16 protein-coding genes are annotated in these 17,697 nt (G+C 43.5%); 10 read left to right on the top strand and 6 right to left on the bottom strand.

Going from position 1 to position 17,697, the window contains the following annotated elements; all coding sequences use genetic code 11:
• Positions 1 to 720 precede the first annotated feature (720 nt).
• The 5 genes from HQR03_RS06300 to purC all read left to right on the top strand — a co-directional run bounded on the left by HQR03_RS06300 (position 721) and on the right by purC (position 6,248).
• On the top strand, positions 721 to 2,085 hold the full coding sequence (locus HQR03_RS06300) for a Do family serine endopeptidase (RefSeq protein ID WP_418889565.1): 1,365 nt from the start codon (positions 721 to 723) through the stop codon (positions 2,083 to 2,085).
• A 255-nt stretch (positions 2,086 to 2,340) separates the two neighbouring features.
• Entirely contained in the window at positions 2,341 to 3,549 is a 1,209-nt protein-coding gene (locus HQR03_RS06295) for a metallophosphoesterase family protein (protein ID WP_173239566.1), read from the top strand.
• Positions 3,550 to 4,036: 487 nt separating this feature from the next.
• Positions 4,037 to 4,942: a 4-hydroxy-tetrahydrodipicolinate synthase gene (gene dapA, locus HQR03_RS06290; protein WP_173239565.1), complete on the top strand. Its 906-nt coding sequence runs from the start codon at positions 4,037 to 4,039 to the stop codon at positions 4,940 to 4,942.
• 131 nt (positions 4,943 to 5,073) lie between these two features.
• Entirely contained in the window at positions 5,074 to 5,394 is a 321-nt protein-coding gene (locus HQR03_RS06285) for a hypothetical protein (RefSeq protein WP_244951990.1), read from the top strand.
• 140 nt (positions 5,395 to 5,534) lie between these two features.
• Positions 5,535 to 6,248, top strand: a complete 714-nt coding sequence (gene purC, locus HQR03_RS06280; protein ID WP_025651082.1) for a phosphoribosylaminoimidazolesuccinocarboxamide synthase — start codon at positions 5,535 to 5,537, stop codon at positions 6,246 to 6,248.
• 232 nt (positions 6,249 to 6,480) lie between these two features.
• Here purC and HQR03_RS06275 read toward each other — a convergent pair whose 3' ends face one another.
• Positions 6,481 to 6,882, bottom strand: a complete 402-nt coding sequence (locus HQR03_RS06275; RefSeq protein WP_025651081.1) for a hypothetical protein — start codon at positions 6,880 to 6,882, stop codon at positions 6,481 to 6,483.
• A 424-nt stretch (positions 6,883 to 7,306) separates the two neighbouring features.
• Between HQR03_RS06275 and HQR03_RS06270 the strand changes: the two genes are divergently transcribed.
• A complete protein-coding gene (locus HQR03_RS06270) occupies positions 7,307 to 7,939 on the top strand; it encodes a DNA-3-methyladenine glycosylase (RefSeq protein ID WP_173239563.1) in 633 nt (210 codons plus the stop codon).
• A 70-nt stretch (positions 7,940 to 8,009) separates the two neighbouring features.
• Positions 8,010 to 8,321 carry a YqfO family protein gene (locus HQR03_RS06265; RefSeq protein ID WP_173239562.1) on the top strand — a complete coding sequence of 104 codons (312 nt, stop codon included), beginning with the start codon at positions 8,010 to 8,012 and terminating at the stop codon, positions 8,319 to 8,321.
• Between the two features lie 34 nt (positions 8,322 to 8,355).
• On the opposite strand, the gene HQR03_RS06260 is transcribed toward HQR03_RS06265, so the two are convergent.
• Positions 8,356 to 8,718 (bottom strand): hypothetical protein, encoded by a 363-nt coding sequence (locus tag HQR03_RS06260; protein ID WP_173239561.1) that lies wholly within the window; start codon positions 8,716 to 8,718, stop codon positions 8,356 to 8,358.
• A 245-nt stretch (positions 8,719 to 8,963) separates the two neighbouring features.
• Positions 8,964 to 9,452 (bottom strand): hypothetical protein, encoded by a 489-nt coding sequence (locus tag HQR03_RS06255; protein WP_173239560.1) that lies wholly within the window; start codon positions 9,450 to 9,452, stop codon positions 8,964 to 8,966.
• Between the two features lie 327 nt (positions 9,453 to 9,779).
• Between HQR03_RS06255 and HQR03_RS06250 the strand changes: the two genes are divergently transcribed.
• The gene (locus tag HQR03_RS06250) at positions 9,780 to 10,487 is read left to right on the top strand and encodes a ZIP family metal transporter (protein WP_173239559.1); all 708 of its coding nucleotides are present in this window, start codon (positions 9,780 to 9,782) and stop codon (positions 10,485 to 10,487) included.
• Positions 10,488 to 11,039: 552 nt separating this feature from the next.
• Here HQR03_RS06250 and HQR03_RS06245 read toward each other — a convergent pair.
• Together HQR03_RS06245 and HQR03_RS06240 are read right to left on the bottom strand one after the other, a co-directional pair.
• Positions 11,040 to 11,243, bottom strand: coding sequence for a CsbD family protein (locus HQR03_RS06245; protein WP_101211315.1), 204 nt, complete (start codon positions 11,241 to 11,243; stop codon positions 11,040 to 11,042).
• 456 nt (positions 11,244 to 11,699) lie between these two features.
• The gene (locus HQR03_RS06240) at positions 11,700 to 12,929 is read right to left on the bottom strand and encodes an NADH:flavin oxidoreductase/NADH oxidase family protein (RefSeq protein ID WP_173239558.1); all 1,230 of its coding nucleotides are present in this window, start codon (positions 12,927 to 12,929) and stop codon (positions 11,700 to 11,702) included.
• A gap of 288 nt (positions 12,930 to 13,217) precedes the next feature.
• On the opposite strand from HQR03_RS06240, the gene HQR03_RS06235 reads away from it, so the two are divergent.
• Together HQR03_RS06235 and HQR03_RS06230 are read left to right on the top strand one after the other, a co-directional pair.
• Entirely contained in the window at positions 13,218 to 14,000 is a 783-nt protein-coding gene (locus tag HQR03_RS06235; RefSeq protein ID WP_173239557.1) for a TetR/AcrR family transcriptional regulator, read from the top strand.
• 85 nt (positions 14,001 to 14,085) lie between these two features.
• Complete coding sequence (locus HQR03_RS06230; RefSeq protein WP_173239556.1) at positions 14,086 to 16,284, top strand: molybdopterin oxidoreductase family protein; 2,199 nt, start codon at positions 14,086 to 14,088, stop codon at positions 16,282 to 16,284.
• Positions 16,285 to 16,340: 56 nt separating this feature from the next.
• Here HQR03_RS06230 and HQR03_RS06225 read toward each other — a convergent pair whose 3' ends face one another.
• Positions 16,341 to 17,666: a D-amino acid dehydrogenase gene (locus tag HQR03_RS06225; RefSeq protein ID WP_173239555.1), complete on the bottom strand. Its 1,326-nt coding sequence runs from the start codon at positions 17,664 to 17,666 to the stop codon at positions 16,341 to 16,343.
• Positions 17,667 to 17,697 lie beyond the last annotated feature (31 nt).

The raw sequence follows: 17,697 nt of genomic DNA, 5'->3' as shown, positions 1-17,697 counted from the left end.
CCATAGCCATCATGAATCATGGATGATATATATACTATATAGTAACAAAGACAAAAGTGTCTCAAGCTAAATACACCAATGCTAGAAACACAAAAGATGGAAAATAAAGGCGATAAAAGCCAAATTGCTTGGCGTTCTGTAAATAACACCTTATTATAGCTGACTATTGTTTGCTAAATAATTTATTAGGTTTGTTATCATATCATGATTTTATTTTATATATGTCAAGGGTCTGTCTGCCGTGATAGCCACGCGCCATCGTTCTGCGCTGACACACGAGTAGGTAACGGCACTATTAATATCAATATCAAAGATTACAAAAAATGAGAAGATAGTATGACGTCATATTAAAACGGCTTATATTTGCCATCATGGTCAGGCGCTACTACATAAACTCGCAGACAAGTAGTAAACTGACCAGCAGTCAGGACTATTCCTATAAATTTAGACAAGCTTGCTATCGTTGAATTCAAATAACCTTGATATAAGGGAGCTGAATGCAGGCTATACCTTAGTATGGTTAACGAGGATGACGATGTAGCGGGTTTATATGGATTTGGCTATATCTATTATGGCGATAATAGCGATAATATTGTTGCTAACAATAATAATCACTCATATGGAGACAATATGCCTATCAATATGTTTCAAGCACAATCTACTATTCGTATGCAGCGTTGGTTACAACGCAGTACTTTGGCACTGGCTATCGGCACGGTAATGGCGACAGGTATTAATGTAGCCACTATGTCTCAGGTACAAGCAGCGGTCACCACTGCTGACTTCTCTGACTTAGTACAGCAAGTGACGCCAGCGGTGGCACGAGTCAATGTCACCAAAACGGTCAGTGAAGATGAGCTTGCCAAAGCACAAACCGCCGAGCTGTTACGTCAGTTCTTCGGAGATCGCTTACGTATTCCGGATCAAGCAGCGACGCCTGCGATTGAACACGCTTATGGCACCGCTTTTTTTGTCACCACCGATGGTTATATGTTGACCAATCACCATGTGGTTGCTGGTGCAGACAAAATCACCGTGACCCTTAATGACAGAACAGAGCTGGATGTGACCTTGGTGGGTAGCGATGAGCGCTCAGATGTGGCGGTGCTCAAAGTCACAGGCAATCAGTTCCCAGCCTTACCGATTGGTGATTCAGACAGTCTAAAGGTAGGTGAGCCGGTATTGGCGATAGGGTCGCCCTTTGGTTTTGATTATTCGGCATCCGCAGGTATCGTCAGTGCCAAGTCGCGCAGCTTTTCACGTGAGACCAGCGTGCCCTTTATCCAAACTGATGTGGCATTAAATCCGGGTAACTCAGGCGGGCCATTATTTAATCAGCGCGGCGAAGTCATCGGTATCAACTCACGTATCTTTAGTGGTACGGGCGGTTATATGGGCTTGTCGTTCTCAATTCCTATTGATGCGGCGATGGATATCTACGAGCAGCTCAAAACCAATGGCGAAGTCGCACGTGCCTATATGGGTATTTATCCTCAAGACATCGATCGTAATTTAGCGGAAGCGTATAATTTAGCGCGTCCACAGGGCGCACTACTTACCCGCGTCTCACCAGACTCGCCCGCCCAAACATCAGGTCTACAAGCAGGCGACATCATTTTGCAATACAATAATGTGCAGATTATGCGTGCTGCAGATTTATTGAACCTGATCAATCGAGCGCGACCCAATGATCCGTTCAGCGCCCAGATTCAGCGTGATGGCAAGCAAATGCTCGTAAAAGGCAAGCTCACTTATGCGCCAAATGATGTCAGGGCACAAAGCGGCTCGCAGCAAGATGATGAGGTGCAATTAGGCTTACGTCTGCGCAATTTGACCCCAGATGAGCAAGCAGAGCTGGCAGTGGACAATAAAACAGGGATATTGGTCACGACCGTTGACCCGACAGGCTTAGCCGCGCGCTCGGGCATTTTGGCGGGCGATATTATTACTAATTTTCACCAAAAGCCTATTGCCAAGGTCACTGATTTTTCTAGTGCTATCTCCTCACTTCCCAAAAAGGGTGTGGTAACGATTGAAGTCATGCGCCAAGGCATCCCTGGTATTATTGGCCTGCGTATTGAATAGTTATCATATAGTCAATCGACTATGCTTAAATGACGTATCTCGATAAGCATTGATAATTATACTTGTCTATCATAGAGCTCGACCTCTATAATGGCTGATTTTTTTATCGATTGGTTTTGATGAGTTGCTGTTGCTCAATTTAACGGTGAGCAAGTCACATTGATTTGGACATTGGTTTGATTGACCAACATCGATTTGATTGCGCGCCCAACGGCACAAACGACTATTCATACCTTTATATATAGCTAGGTAATTATGACTGACCACGCTTTTTATACGCTTAGCATCACTATAGCAGCAGCCTTGCTAGCGTATATCATATTGTGGTCAGGATTACAGACATTCAATGCCAATCCCACAAAACGCTTTTGGCGTATTTGGTCAAAGTTGTTGCTATATTACGCTGCCTATACCATGCCTTTTTGGGCACTGTTATTGATTATTGGGCGAGTACAACAAGTGACACCCATGCTGGCACAATTGTCACCGAATGCCATGTTGATGGCTGTCATTGCCATGGGTCTGTATTTTTATACGGTGGTTGTGCAGCCCAATCGTTTGCGTTTGCAGCATCATGCTGTTGATTTGGGCTTAACAACTCCGCTTACGGTGGCGGTATTAGCCGATTTGCGCATTGGTTTATATAGTGGCAAACCGCGTCATATCAGCAAGCTGGTCGCTACCATCAATGCCTTGTCAGCAGATGCGGTATTGATCACAGGTGATTGGCTCTATTATCCAAGCGCCGATTTGGTCGGGCAGTTGATGCTATTTAAAGGGGTAAATAAGCCCGTTTATACGGTCATGAGTACCTCGGATTTGCGTTATCAGTCGATCAATACTACCAAGCAAGGTCAGCCATTGTTAGAAGACACCTTGGCCAATGCTTTTGACGTACTGGATATCAACTATATCGGGCAGCAATGTACGTCGTTGCCGCTTAAATGTGCTCGAACTGGCAACGGTCGATTGATAGCAAATCAAGCAAGTTATATAAAAGGCCATCCAGATACCAGCACGCAAAAATATCTACAGGACAATCCAGTCGTGGCCATACTTTGCGGCTGGCAAGATATCCCGAAACAATTGAACGATGATGACACTTTGAATGTGCCTAATAAAGCTGTGCTGAGTGCTGAAATTGAGCAGGCAACTAAACCTGTCATTATTCTTGCGTCACGATTTGATAGTATTAGCGACTTACCAAAATCGTTGCAGCCCCGACCTTTATTGATTACCGGTGCGGCCAAAGCAATACAGAAAAACATATTAACGGCGCAAAAAAAGCAAGACATTCGCCGTATAGGCAAGCAGTCGTCATTATTGGATAACAGTCGCATGGGTAAGCAGCGCGGCTTATACCAGCATGGTAGCGCGCAGATATTTGTCAGTAGTGGAGTGGGCACCCGAGGGTTACCTTTTCGCTGGTATCGTCCGACCATCGATGTGTTGACGATTCGTTAAAATAATTCAAAAGCATTTATCCCGCTTGCATAATTACGCTAAACTAACTATTTATCAATGTTCAGTAAGCCCTAAACAGTAAGCCTTAAATAATAAGGTCTATAAGTAGCCGCCCTTGTGTCTATGTTGCATAACATTAGCGCTAAACAGCGCTTGGAATAGCGCGCAAATAGATAGGGTATATCTGGACTGAGCATTAATTGACTGATAGCGGTTAAATCAAAATATGCTACACTAGTAGGCGTTTTTATTATGATTGATAGATAGCATCGGCAATGGACAAAAATAATGTCCATGCGGATAGATATACACATGATTCTATAATGAGAATGTCACTATCATCTGTATATAAATGCCCAGTATGAACATCATGCAATAGCTACCATTGATCTGGTTATTAATGTAAAAATAGACATTGGCGATTGCAAACGATGGATCATGTGACAGCTTGAATAAAGCTAGGACAATACAACAGTAAGGCACAGTTATGAGCACAGCATATGACGAGATTAAAACCCGACTACAAGGCTCTATGGTGGCCTTGGTAACGCCCATGCATCCTGACGGCACGGTCGATTATAAACGTCTGGCCGACCTCATAGACTGGCAGATCGAGCAGGGCACCCATTGCCTCGTTGCCGTGGGCACCACTGGCGAATCAGCGACTTTGTCGATGCAAGAGCATAGCGATGTGATTCGCTACTTTGTGCAGCACGTCAAAGGCCGTGTACCAGTGATAGCGGGTACAGGCGCGAATAATACGACTGAAGCCATCAAGCTCACCCAAGATGCGGCAGATGCTGGTGCAGACTGTGCATTATTGGTCGCTCCTTACTACAATAAGCCGCCACAAGAAGGCTTGTATCAGCATTATAAAGCGATTGCCCAAGCCGTAAAGATCCCGCAGATGCTCTATAACGTACCAGGGCGTACTGTAGTTGATATCGCGCAGAATACGGTTGAGCGTTTGGCTGATATCGATAATATCGTGGCGATTAAAGACGCGACTGGCTCAGTTGCTCGTGGTGAGCAGTTGATTAAAGCGGTTGGCGACCGTATCGTTGTGCTATCTGGCGATGATGGTACGGCGCTTGATTTGATGCAGATGGGTGCCAAAGGTAATATTTCGGTAACGGCTAACGTCGCGCCAAAAGCGATGAGCGAAACGTTTTCGGCAGCGCTACGCGGCGACCTTGATACCGCCAATAAAGCGCATGATGTGATTAAACACTTACACCGTGATTTGTTTATTGAATCTAGTCCCATTCCAGCAAAATATGCGTTACATAAGATGGGTATGATAGATACTGGTATTCGTCTGCCGTTGGTATGGTTGGCAGAACAACATCATGCCGCCATTGATGAAGCGTTGGTTCGTGCGAATTTACGATAAGTATTGACGATTGAATGGTTAAACACTAAGGCCTACATTATTATTAATGATTTAGGGCTTAGTGAGTCACTTAACGGTAACGATAAGTCAGTCGCCCAAATAAGCAAAAATTGCTAACTCAGAGAGATAATATGATGAAAGTATCATCAAGCCCTACCAAAACATTTCCTGCTATGATGGTTTTGATATTGGGTAGCACCTTAGTATTAAGTGGCTGTCAAATGACCAAAGGTTTTCTTGGTAAGCGCGATAATGGCAGCTTAGAATATCAAGAAAGCAAAAAGCTTGCGCCTCTAGAGCTACCGGTTGCTCAGGAGCCATCACCTTTTGTACCGTTATACGCCACCCCAAATGCAGGTGCCAATACACTCACCTTACAGAACGAAGCGGGTAAGCAGTATCAATTACCTAAGCCGCAACGCGCTGTTGCCGTGAGCGAGTCATCAAACTAAACACTGTGTTTCCCTATTTATACCGCTGACTTTTTACTATGGTTATTTATGATCTAATAGATTAATGAATGACGTCGTACAGAGTCCAGCGGTCGCTGCGCGTTTTTACCACATAAGCTTGAACGAACAGGAACTCCATAATGCAAAAGCAACAACTGCTATATAAAGGCAAAGCCAAATCTGTCTATGAAACAGAAGACAACGATCTTTTGATTTTACACTTCCGTGATGACACCTCGGCGCTCGATGGTAAGCGTATCGAACAGTTAGCACGTAAGGGCGTAGTTAATAACCGCTTTAATGCTTTTATTATGCAAAAATTGGCTGACGCTGGTATTGAAACGCATTTTGAAAAGCAGCTATCTGAAGACGAAGTATTGGTCAAGCGCCTAGATATGATTCCCGTTGAGTGCGTCGTACGTAACTTTGCAGCGGGCAGTTTGGTGCGCCGTTTAGGCCTAGAAGAAGGGCAAGCATTGACGCCGCCTACTTATGAGCTGTTTTATAAAGATGATGCGCTTGGCGATCCGATGGTTAATGAGTCACTATCGATTTCTCTTGGGTGGGCAACTCAAGCACAGCTTGCGAGCATGGAAGCGCTGACGCATCAAGTCAATGAGGTGCTAACAGCACTGTTTGCAGTTGGCGATTTAATACTGGTCGATTTCAAATTAGAGTTTGGTGTATTCCACGACCGTATCGTTTTGGGTGATGAGTTCTCACCAGATGGCTGCCGTATTTGGGACAAAAACACCAAGAAGAAATTGGATAAAGACCGTTTCCGTCAATCATTAGGCGATGTTATCGAAGCTTACGAAGAAGTGGCCAACCGTATTGGTGTGCCACTTAGCTAAGTCGTAAATGTCTAGCGCAACACAAAAAAACTGAGCCATGTGCTCAGTTTTTTATGTCATCATATTAATGATGGTTCCCTAGTGAGGACTTAAACCTTCGGCTGTAGGCTAATGGTATCAACGTTTCAAATCGCTGAAATAGTCACAGTGTACCTCATGGTGTGTACTTACCATACATATTCTATCGTGATTGATGCGCTATATAGGTATCGAACTGTTTGGCTTTGCTTACTCAAAATTTTTCACTAATCTTATTTATAGCGTTTTTTCTGATGAACGATTCATCATCATTGGTTAACTTCAATAGCAAGTCTTTTGGTATGTTTTTATTATAGACGAGTCTATTTCTGACAGAGGCGTCTTTATCATCTGCCAATACCTCAAATATTTCTCTAGTTATTTTGTTTTTCATAGCAATATTCCCTCTAACGGTAGGACTGTCATCGTACGTCAACGTTTCAAGAACTTCTATTGGAACTGTTTTATTTAGAGCTACCCACTCGCGCATAGTTGGGTAGTGACGTATTATTTCAAACCACGTTTCCAATGCTGCACACTCGTTAATCGCTCTTCCATAATCTTGGGTGTGGTCACTTGTTCTGAGTAAGAGAAACTCTTCAGCTGATGTAATCATTAAAACTTACCTTCTGTAGCTCTTTCCAAATTATAAATTTATCACAAATCCTTCGTTACTGTGTTTAGTTAAGAACTCATAAAAACTGTTAAAGGTATACCCCAACGGAACCAGTTATTTTGCCCCTCAAACCTATTAACAAACCACTTAAAATAGACTAGATTTGTGGAACTACTCAAAACAGACTGCGATTTTTATCTGTTTATCAATAATACTTAATGACGAAACCCTCTTTATCCATAAGTATTGATGCTTACCACGCACTATTAATATTAGCCTTCCGACCACAGATTTATAGTCTAACTCGTATAAAAAATCAAACATAGCGCCAACATTGTCTTCAATATTTTATCTTACTTTTATGCTAATTTATTAATATTTGGTCATGTCAATTAGATGATAAAAATAAGAAAAGGTTTTGCTAATGTCTACTGCTTCATCAACTGTTTTAGACCCTAGTTGGTTTACTCGACCAACCTGTGTGGTCGCCGCTGATTTGATTGGCAAAGTACTGTGTAGAAAGTTAACGGATACCGATGGCACAGTGAAAATCTTGCGCATGCGTATCTCAGAAACCGAAGCCTATATCGGTAAGGACGACCCTGCTTGTCATTCGCATGCGGGTAGCCGAACGGCTCGTACTGAAATTATGTATGCGCAAGGCGGCATGTTTTACGTCTATCTGACTTACGGTGTGCATCATATGCTCAATCTGGTCAGCGGTGGAGAAGAGTCTCCTGAGTCAGTATTAATACGGGCTGGATTTTTGACCGACGATAGTGATCGTTTGATAGAAGAACAATTCCTGAGTACGAATAAGCAACTTACTCATCCAACCCAGCTGGCAGGTCCTGGCAAATTAACGAAGCGCTTACAAATTGATCGCGCGTTAAATGGCAAATCTATCAGTGTGGAGTCAGCAGTTTGGCTCGAAGATGATGGCTGTCAGCCACCGGTATCGCTGCGTCCTCGTATCGGCATTGACTACGCTGGCGATGCCAAAAACTGGCTATTGCGCTATATCTGGAGCGACCATCCTTCACTGTCAAAAAAATAAAACGATGGCTACTCTCTGATGGTAATAGAGCTGCTCTTTCATACTAATAGATAAAACAAAGGGTAACACTATGTACAAATTGACAGTTTTTGTTCCCGAAGCAGCATTAGAGCCAGTTAAGTCTGCTTTGTTTGCAGCAGGCGCTGGTACGATTGGCAATTACGAGTGCTGCTGCTGGCAAGTACAAGGGGTGGGGCAGTTTATGCCGCTGGCAGGCAGTGATCCGCATATTGGCGCGCAAGATAAGCTCGAAAAAGTTGATGAGTGGCGAGTTGAGATGGTGGTTGCTACTGCTAATATTGCTCAAGTCATTGAAGCACTAAAGCAGGCGCACCCTTATGAGACGCCTGCCTATGATGTCATCGAAGTGCTAGACTTTTGAGCTTTAAAGGTAGGTTATTAGCAGTGGTTTAGGCTTATTTTATCTTAATTACTTGATAGCCTGGATAGCCAAGTTCTATTTTATAATCTTTACTACCACGTGTGGCCTTTACCTTTATTTTGCTAACGCCTCTTTTATATTTGACGTCTTTGACACGGTAGCCCATATTACTGACTTTATTGGCGGCTCGTTGTTCGATAGCTGGTTGATAAAGCTCTTTATCAACGTTTTTGATAGCTTTTTTATGCTTCTTATAGACTTTACTGTCTTTATAAACGTCCTCGTAAAGGTCGCCGTACGCATTGTAGCCGGGGGCAGTGACGCAACCTGTCGTTATCATTAACGCTGTGACCATAGCGGTGGCAATGGTTGGCTTTGGTAGGGTTGTGATATTCATAATATCCTCTTATCAAGTTCAAGTTTTTTGACAGTGTTATAAAAAATGGCCAAACAAACCAAGGGCTGGCTTATTTGACCTTAGGCATCAATCGGTTAACGATGCCACAATGTTACTTTTAGACGCACTAAAGCAGACTTGGCATTACTTTTCCATAAACTGCGATACATTGTCTGAAATCTATCAATTGAACCTATGCAAATTTAACTGGATTACTGTTTTCACTGACATTGGCTTTATCAGTATCACCAGTTGTTTTTATATTTGTCTTTGTTTTTATACTTATTGTTCTTTTTGTATTTACCTTTATTTTTATACTTACCTTTTTTATCATAGTCGTGCTTATCGTAATCACGGTCGTTATCATACCTGTCATCGTCGCGTTTTTTCGACCAGTCTTGCCTGTTTGAGCTGATAAGCCTTAAATCAGGGTAGGTATACTTGAGCTCGTAGGCTTGATTGTTCTTTTTGGCATAGGCTGTGAGCAATCGATTACCGCGATAACTGTCAGATCTGATGTCCGTGACCTGATACCCTTTACGACGTAAATCGTTGCGCAGCTGTTGGCTAACGCGGTTATAGTTAGCATTGCTGTAACCCTTATCACCGCGATAGACGGACTGATTGTCATAGCCTGGACCAACGACGGTACAACCGACCATCGTGCCTAGCAAGGTAAGCGAAAGGCCTGCAGACATCGCTGTCTTCAATGAAAATAGCTGCAAAATCTTCATGATAAAATCTCCTACGATATTTTTGGACTTAGATTAATAATTACCGGATTGCTTTTCACATCGAACAGCGTCATGTGGTTGATGTCTATGTCACTTGGTAGCCTTTATAAATGCAGAAGTAATAATTGCATGACTAACTGACTTTCTTATTTATCTGATGGCTAGAAACATTTTCTTACATTATCTATGATAAGACACAAAACTTGATGTTAAGTGTCATTTGCGTTAATAAGTTGTAATTGCCCGTTTAATGATATATCGCTTAATTGATCACTTAGCTAACAAAGCAGCATATCTCTGAATGGTAGCGATGAAAAGGAACCATAAATGCTATTCAAGCTTATTTTGTTTTCAGCTTTTGCAGGTATAACCGTGTTTATAGGCGGTTTATTGGCCAATGTTTTTGACCACCATGTCACAGACAGCCCAGTCAAATATGAATTTATTCATACCTCGATGTCGTTCGGTGCGGGTATTATTTTATCGGCATTGGCATTCGTTTTATTGCCAAAGGGTATGGAGGTATTGAGTGTTTGGGGTGTCACAGGCTCATTTTTATCAGGGGCCATCCTGTTTATGCTGCTAGATCGTAAGCTGGCTGAATCGAATAGTCAGCAGGCAACCTTACTCGCTATGATGATGGACTTTGTACCGGAGTCCATCGCGCTAGGAGCGGTATTCGCGATTGAACCGCAGCTGTCGCTATTATTAGCATTGTTTATTGGACTGCAAAACCTTCCAGAGTCATTCAATGCCTTTCGTGATATGGTGCAGAGCGGTTTTAGTGTTAAAAGGACGTTGACCATCTTTTTTGGACTCAGTTTTTTTGGCGTTATATCTGCGCTGATCGGGCATTTTTTATTGAGCGAGCATCCTAATCTTACCGCCCATCTTATGATTCTTGCGAGTGGGGGTATTTTATATCTACTTATCCAAGATATCATTCCTGCCAGTAAGCTGGATAAGAGTTATCTGACCTCGCTTGGGGCAACGCTCGGCTTTTTGGTCGGTATTTTTGGGGAAATGCTGATTTGAAAATAGCAATAAAATCGTTATCAGGTTCTCGTGTAAGCATATGCTTACACACAATGACGTTTACGCGACTTAACATCGGAGTGAGAATTAGGCATTATACATACACGGCATAAGGGAATGTAACTCAAGGATTGAGTTGACCGCATTAAGGATAATGATTCGTTTACTAGCGTCAGGATGATAATAGTGAACGAAGAAAGGATACATAACCTTTGCTAGTAGCATTATTAATGCTAATAACGGTAGTAAACAGGGCAGGATGCCCGATATCGCAACACACTGAACGTTATGCAAGGATGCATAGATTACAGTCGTGATAGGTAACATGGATGGTTAACAATAAAACCGCATAACAATCAATTGCTATGCGGTTTTATCGTGTCTAGAGCTTAAGAATTTTTTATTCAACCTTTTTTAGATACGTTATTGAGTAGTGTATAAAGCGTTAAATGGCTGCTAACAAAAAAACCGCATAAGATTTATGCGGTTTTTTGACTTATTAGATCATCGAATTAAATCATCAATAGCATTGTTCGCTATTTGACTGATAACTTAGTATTTGTTTTCGCGACGCCAGTCATCTACTTCACGTTCAGCATCTTCTTTTGCATGGCCATAACGCTCTTGTACACGACCGACCAGCTTATCGCGGCTACCTTCGATATGGGTTAAATCATCATCAGTCAGATCAGCCCATTTTTGTTTTACTGAGCCTTTCACTTGGTTCCATTCGCCTTTTAGAGTATGTTCGTTCATTGTTATATTCCTTTTTTGATTATTTGTTTATCCAGACATTTATCCCATCTGGCCTTTCTTAACATTTTATTCAGTAGCTTTTTTCTAATAACCGTTTTACTTGATAAGCTCTTGTTTAATAAGAACTCGTCGAGTCGTTATAAAAAATTTATAAAAACAAGCTAGCTGATGTCTCTAATATAGGCGTCAAGAATTCGGCTGTCTGTATGCGCAATGTTTAGAGTGTTACTTCATGATAGCAATCTGCATGGCTATGTTATGGAGACCATCTTTGTGTAATAAAGCAAGGGTTTTATCAGTGCAATAGGTAAATGAATTAAGAAAGGGTTTATTGAAAAATAAAAATGAGCGTGCTTTCTCAATAACGCGAACCCTATATTCGTATAGGCAAATAAAAAACAGGCGCGATTAATAAAATGGCGTCTGCTTTTTACTGTGGTTATTAATCGATTTAGGCTACTTAGCCAAATAATCTTGATAACGTTTTGTTAATTTCTTTAAGCGTATGCGGTCGCTAATTAACGAAAATAGTGGCGAGGCATTGGTCTTAGGTGTTTTTCCTTGCCCTATGCGTTGTAGCTGACGCTTAATGACCGCCATGGTGGCGATAGCGCTCAAGGTTTTGTCTTTCCAGCGTACGGCTGGGTCGTGCGCACTTAGTTGCTCATTGTGTTGCCAATCATTGGGCAAAGATGGGTTCATGGCGAGCGCAGTGCCCATGCCGACGATATCGATACCTTGAGCCAATACGGATTCTGCTACCGCTAAACGCCTGACCCCACCAGTAGTCATCATCGGCATGCTGGCCACTTGTGCAATCTCGGCGGCGAACGTTAAAAAGTAGGCTTCTCGCTGTAAGGTTCTACCATCTGCCGTTGTACCTTGCATCGCCGGACTCTCATAGCTGCCACCCGACAGTTCAACCAAATCAACACCAAGCCCGCGCATCGCTAAAACAACAGCTTTGGCATCATCAGCATCAAAGCCACCACGTTGAAAATCAGCCGAATTTAATTTGACTGATACCGCAAAGCTAGGGGCGACTTGGGAACGGACGGCTTTAATCACCGAAATTAATAAGCGCATACGATTCTCGATTGAACCGCCAAATTCATCAGTGCGCTTATTGGTCAACGGCGATAAAAACTGTGATATCAAGTAACCATGAGCCCCGTGAATTTGCACACCATCGAAGCCCGCTTGTTCAGCTTTGACAGCGGTATCGACGAAGCGTTGAACCAGCTGCTCAATATCCTCGTGGGTCATGGCACGAGGCTTGCCAAACAGATGAGAGTGCTTTCCTAAATCAAGGGAAACGTCAGAAGGTGACAACACATCGCCTCCCATCGCTGCATAGACTTGGCGACCCGGATGATTGATTTGCATCCAAATGTGGCTATGGTTCTTTTTAACCGTTTGCGCCCATGCTTGAAAGGGTGCTAAATCACTGTCTTTTTCTAATACGATGCCACCAGGTCCCGTCATTGCTCGGCCATCAACCATAACATTACCAGTAATCAGTAACCCAGTACCGCCTTCCGCCCAGCGTTGGTATAGGCGCAAAATAGTAGGACCGGGGATTTGCCCTTTATCTGCCATGTTTTCTTCCATAGCGGCTTTGGCTAAGCGGTTTGGCAGCACAGCGCCACATGGCAAGGTAAAAGGAGAGAAAACGGCTGATGTCATAATAAATCCTAAGTATCGTCAATTCTATATAAGTCGATTCTATATAAATGACGTGCAGTGTCAGGCTTGCTCAGTCTGTTATTGCTAAGACTTAGCGAGCCTTTCTTGTATCCAACTTATCTTGAAACGACTGCATGTGGTTTTGGGGAGGTTTTTATAACCCTCTTTTTCTAAAAACTTTGTACTAAAAATTTAAGCTATAGACTTATAGTTTAAATGACTATAGTCTTATAGTCGATGTAGTAATTATTCCTGTAAGTCATTTTAAAATATAAATCGAGGTCAACATTGAAGGCAAATGCTAAAACAGACTTCATCAGTGCAGATGACAGTGCAACAACTGAAACAAAGCGTGAGCTGGCAAAAGCCAAGACACGACGCGCGCTCCTAAAAAGTGCCTTGCAGCTCTATCGTGTGGAAGGTGCTTGTGGCATGAGTATGAATAAAGTGGCCAAGGGCGCAGGCATCGCGCAGCCGAGTTTTTACAATCATTTTGCGAGCTTAGAGGCGCTGCAACAAGAGCTGGGTGCTCAGCTTAAGGAGAACTATTTATCGCCCATGCGTATGGCGTGGATTGATATGCTAAAGGATTATCCTAGATTAACTAAAGCGCAGTTCAATGAGCGTTGTCAGCACTGCTTAAATATGATTTTTGATGCAGCATTTCAGAATATTGCTTTATTTCAGCGTTTGCTCGAAGACCGTCTGCGCTTTGCCCCAAGTATAAAAGAGCAAGATTTATTGAATGAATGTTTATTAACTAGCGATTCAAAAAATCCAGCCCAAGAAAATAACAGCCTATTGGATAAGGGTTTAGGCAATTTAATGACCGAAATACAAGAAGAGTGGACGGCAATATTTATAAAAGGATTGTCCTTATCTGGATGTTCTTTTGAACGATCAGAAGTCAATCTTTGTGTCGATATCGCCGCCGCTCAAGTCCATGAATTAATAATTGGCTGTCATCAACAGCGTTATAGCAGACAGCAAGCTATCTCGATGTTAAGCACAAATTTCGATGCGCTTTTTAGTCAATTCTTTACCACAGAATGGCAAGAAATGAGCGGCTAATCATCAAGGCAGTCCAATTTATAAAAAGATTTAAACGGAATTTACATAGTAAAAACGCGGATAAAAAATAATAGGGAGCGCGACGATGAGTAATGAGCCAACCAAAAATAATGAACAAACCCATTTTAGAACTTGCAACTTATGTGAAGCGATGTGCGGTATCGTCATCAAACACGATGGCGATAAGGTGCTATCGATTAAAGGCGATAAAGATGACCCTTTTTCGCAAGGTTATATTTGCCCGAAAGCGACGGCTTTGCAAGATTTGCATGAAGATCCTGATCGCTTGCGTCAACCCGTTGAGAGAACGGCGAATGGCTGGAAGGAAATCAGCTGGCCTGAAGCGCTAGATAAAGTAGCAGCGGGCATCCAAACGGTACAAAAAAAATATGGTAAAAATGCGCTCGGTATCTATCTGGGCAACCCCAACGTGCATAACCTAGGCGGGATGTTAACCGTTAAGCACTTATTAACCAGTATAAAGACGCGCAGTCGTTTTTCTGCCACCTCAATCGACCAACTACCGCATCATATCGTCTGCATGCATCTCTTTGGTCATATGCTGCGCATCCCAGTACCCGATGTCAATCGTACCCAGTATATGCTGATTATTGGCGGCAATCCGCTGGCATCTAACGGCAGTATTATGACTGCCCCCAATATGCGCCAGAAGCTAAAAGATATCAAAGCCCGTGATGGCAAGGTGGTGGTGATTGATCCAAGGCGCACAGAAACGGCAGATATTGCTAGCGAGCACCATTTTATTCGTCCAGCGACCGATGTCTTATTACTGCTAGCAATGCTCAACGAAATCTATCTACAAGGCTATGCGGATAAGGCACAGATTGATAATAGGGCGGCGGCTCTAACGCCAGAAATTTCACGACTCGCAGACTTTGCTAAAGACTATAGTGCACAGTCGGTTGCCAGTATTACGGGTATCACTGCGTCTGAAATCAAACGCCTCGTCAAAGAGTTTTGTGAAGCAGAAAGTTCGGTCTGCTACGGTCGCATGGGCGTATCGGTACAAGAGTTTGGCTTATTAAGCCAGTATTTGATTATGGCGATTAATATCGTCAGCGGTCGCTTAGATGAAGTAGGTGGTCTGATGTTCCCTAATCCGGCGGTCGATGTGGTGAATAACTCTGGCCCCGGCTATTTAGGTAAGCGCCACAGCCGCGTCAGCAATTTGCCTGATTTTAATGGCGATTACCCCGTGGTTGCGATGGCAGATGAGATGCTCGTGGAAGGCGAAGGACAGCTAAAAGGCTTTATCACTGTCGCAGGCAACCCGGTGCTCAGCACTCCGAACGGTGAAAAACTAGATGAAGCTTTAGCAAAGTTGGACTTTATGGTTTCATTTGATTATTTCGTGACAGAAACCAGTCGCCACGCCAATATTATTTTGCCACCCGTATCACCGCTAGAGCGTGATCATTATGACGTCACCTTTAATGGTTTTGCGGTGCACAACGTCGCTAAATACTCTCCAGCGTTATTTGCTAAGCAAAAAGACGCCAAACACGATTGGCAAATCTACCTAGAATTAGCAGAGCGACTGGATAAAAAAGCCCCTTTGGCGACCAAAATTGAGCGTCGATTGGTAAAGGCGCTAGGGCCAAAAGTAATACTCGATCAAGGCTTAAAGCGTGGGCCTTATTACCATATGAGTTTGAGGAAACTAAAGAAACATCCCCATGGTATGGATCTTGGGCCACTAAAAACGATGCTGCCGCAAGCGTTAAAACATAAAGACCAGCAGATTCATCTTAACGTTGATTTTTATCAGGCGGATCTAGAGCGTGTACAAGATATGATGGAGCAATATAATGATAAACAGATTCTATTGATTGGTCGTCGCCATGTGCGTAGCAACAACTCGTGGCTACACAATAGCCATCGTTTGGTCAAAGGCAAACCACGCTGTACCCTGATGCTGCATCCTGAAACAGCGGAAAACTATGGTATTAAAGATGGTCAAGAGGTGAAAGTTACCTCGCGCGTTGGTCACGTGACGATCGTCGCAGAAGTGACTGATGAGCTGATGCCGGGCGTGGTTAGTATTCCTCATGGTTGGGGTCATGGGCGCAAAGGCGTGAAGCAGAAAATCGCGCAAGCGCATGCTGGCGTTAGTGTTAACGACTTGACGGACGATACGTTAATCGATCAGCTAAGTGGTAATGCAGCGGTCAATGGTGTACCAGTACAGCTAGAAGCAATCGAGCTAGAAGGGGTTGATTTGAACACGACTGATGCTAAGGTTGAATCTACTAGTGCGGCATAAAATAACTTTAAAAATTTTAGTTTAAATGAAGAAGGTACTTATATTAGTGCCTTTTTTTATACTTTTAGACCAATAAAATCAAAATCTACCTGCGGCGTCTCGCCTTGCATCAATAAACTAATAGCCTTCGCAGAACCGCAAGCATGAGTCCAACCAAGCGTACCATGCCCCGTATTTAGCCATAAATTATCAAAAGTCGCGTGCGTATTATGACTGCCATGCCGCACTTGACCACTATGTGCGCGCCCAATTAATGGCACATTAGAAGGGGTCATCGGGCGTAATCCTGTCCAATATTGCACAGAATTGGCAATGATACCTTTCGGGAATAGTTGCTGCACACGGCGAGTAATCGCTTCACAGCGGGTACTATTTAAGTCCAAATTATAGCCGTTAAATTCAGCCGTTCCTGCGACGCGTAATTTATCGCCAAGGCGTGAGGTTACTAACTTAAACTCATCATCAATAAGACTGACAAAAGGAGCGAGATGCGGGGCGCGAGGATTGATTTGATAAGTGGCTGAGTAGCCTTTGGCTGGAAATATGGGTGCGTGTATTCCCAAAGGTTTTAGTAATGACACGCTATAGCTACCGAGGGCTAATACATGGCTATCAGCACTAAAAGTTTGCGCGTTTTCACCCTTGGGACGAATGGTAATACTATGGATATGTGGACTGGTAGAGTTGGCATCTGCGTTTAACGCCAACACTTCCGTATCATATAAGAATTGCACGCCAGCATCGGCGCAACGCTCAGCTAGACGCTGAGTAAATAAGTGCGCGTTACCCGATTCATCATGGCTGGTATAGGTTGCGCCCGTGAGCTTATGGGCAATAGGGTAGAGTGCTGGCTCCAAACTGACCGCGTTATTAATGTCGACGACATGGCGCTCACAGCCCAGCGCTTGCATACGCTCTGTTGGCGCAATAGCAGCGTCAAACTCTGCTTGGTTGGTATAAAAATGCATGATGCCGCGCGTTTGCTGCTCATAATTGATACCGATGTCAGCACGTAGTTGCTGCAAAGCATCGCGTGAATACAGACCCAAGCGCACCATTTGTACCAGATTGGCATCGGCTCGTTCAGCACGACATTCTTGCAAAAATTGCATCGCCCATTTGAGCTGTGCCTTATCAGCACGCAAGCGATAGAGCAATGGTGCGTCCTCGCGAAACAGCCATTTAAGCGCCTTCATTGGTGTGGCAGGATTCGCCCAAGGGGTCGCATGCGAAACCGATATCTGCCCACCATTGGCAAAGGAGGTTTGCATACCTGCTGCCGACTCACGCTCAATCACGGTTACATCGTAGCCTGCTTGGCAAAGATACCAGGCGCTGGTTACGCCCACCACACCCGCTCCGAGTACCGCAATATGGGTCATAGATTGCTCTGTTGCGTTTTTAGTAAAAGTG

This window comes from Psychrobacter okhotskensis (assembly GCF_013248965.1).
GTDB lineage: Bacteria > Pseudomonadota > Gammaproteobacteria > Pseudomonadales > Moraxellaceae > Psychrobacter > Psychrobacter okhotskensis.
The sequence above is the reverse complement of the archived record's forward strand: the minus strand, read 5'-3'. Positions and strand labels throughout refer to the sequence as shown.

What these genes read in the sequence shown, in the direction of transcription:
- HQR03_RS06300 (WP_418889565.1), top strand. Translation starts at nt 721, where the DNA reads ATGGCGACAGGTATTAATGTAGCCACTATGTCTCAGGTACAAGCAGCG.
- HQR03_RS06295 (WP_173239566.1), top strand. Translation starts at nt 2,341, where the DNA reads ATGACTGACCACGCTTTTTATACGCTTAGCATCACTATAGCAGCAGCC.
- dapA (WP_173239565.1), top strand. Translation starts at nt 4,037, where the DNA reads ATGAGCACAGCATATGACGAGATTAAAACCCGACTACAAGGCTCTATG.
- HQR03_RS06285 (WP_244951990.1), top strand. Translation starts at nt 5,074, where the DNA reads ATGATGAAAGTATCATCAAGCCCTACCAAAACATTTCCTGCTATGATG.
- purC (WP_025651082.1), top strand. Translation starts at nt 5,535, where the DNA reads ATGCAAAAGCAACAACTGCTATATAAAGGCAAAGCCAAATCTGTCTAT.
- HQR03_RS06275 (WP_025651081.1), bottom strand. Translation starts at nt 6,882, where the DNA reads ATGATTACATCAGCTGAAGAGTTTCTCTTACTCAGAACAAGTGACCAC.
- HQR03_RS06270 (WP_173239563.1), top strand. Translation starts at nt 7,307, where the DNA reads ATGTCTACTGCTTCATCAACTGTTTTAGACCCTAGTTGGTTTACTCGA.
- HQR03_RS06265 (WP_173239562.1), top strand. Translation starts at nt 8,010, where the DNA reads ATGTACAAATTGACAGTTTTTGTTCCCGAAGCAGCATTAGAGCCAGTT.
- HQR03_RS06260 (WP_173239561.1), bottom strand. Translation starts at nt 8,718, where the DNA reads ATGAATATCACAACCCTACCAAAGCCAACCATTGCCACCGCTATGGTC.
- HQR03_RS06255 (WP_173239560.1), bottom strand. Translation starts at nt 9,452, where the DNA reads ATGAAGATTTTGCAGCTATTTTCATTGAAGACAGCGATGTCTGCAGGC.
- HQR03_RS06250 (WP_173239559.1), top strand. Translation starts at nt 9,780, where the DNA reads ATGCTATTCAAGCTTATTTTGTTTTCAGCTTTTGCAGGTATAACCGTG.
- HQR03_RS06245 (WP_101211315.1), bottom strand. Translation starts at nt 11,243, where the DNA reads ATGAACGAACATACTCTAAAAGGCGAATGGAACCAAGTGAAAGGCTCA.
- HQR03_RS06240 (WP_173239558.1), bottom strand. Translation starts at nt 12,929, where the DNA reads ATGACATCAGCCGTTTTCTCTCCTTTTACCTTGCCATGTGGCGCTGTG.
- HQR03_RS06230 (WP_173239556.1), top strand. Translation starts at nt 14,086, where the DNA reads ATGAGTAATGAGCCAACCAAAAATAATGAACAAACCCATTTTAGAACT.
- HQR03_RS06225 (WP_173239555.1), bottom strand. Translation starts at nt 17,666, where the DNA reads ATGACCCATATTGCGGTACTCGGAGCGGGTGTGGTGGGCGTAACCAGC.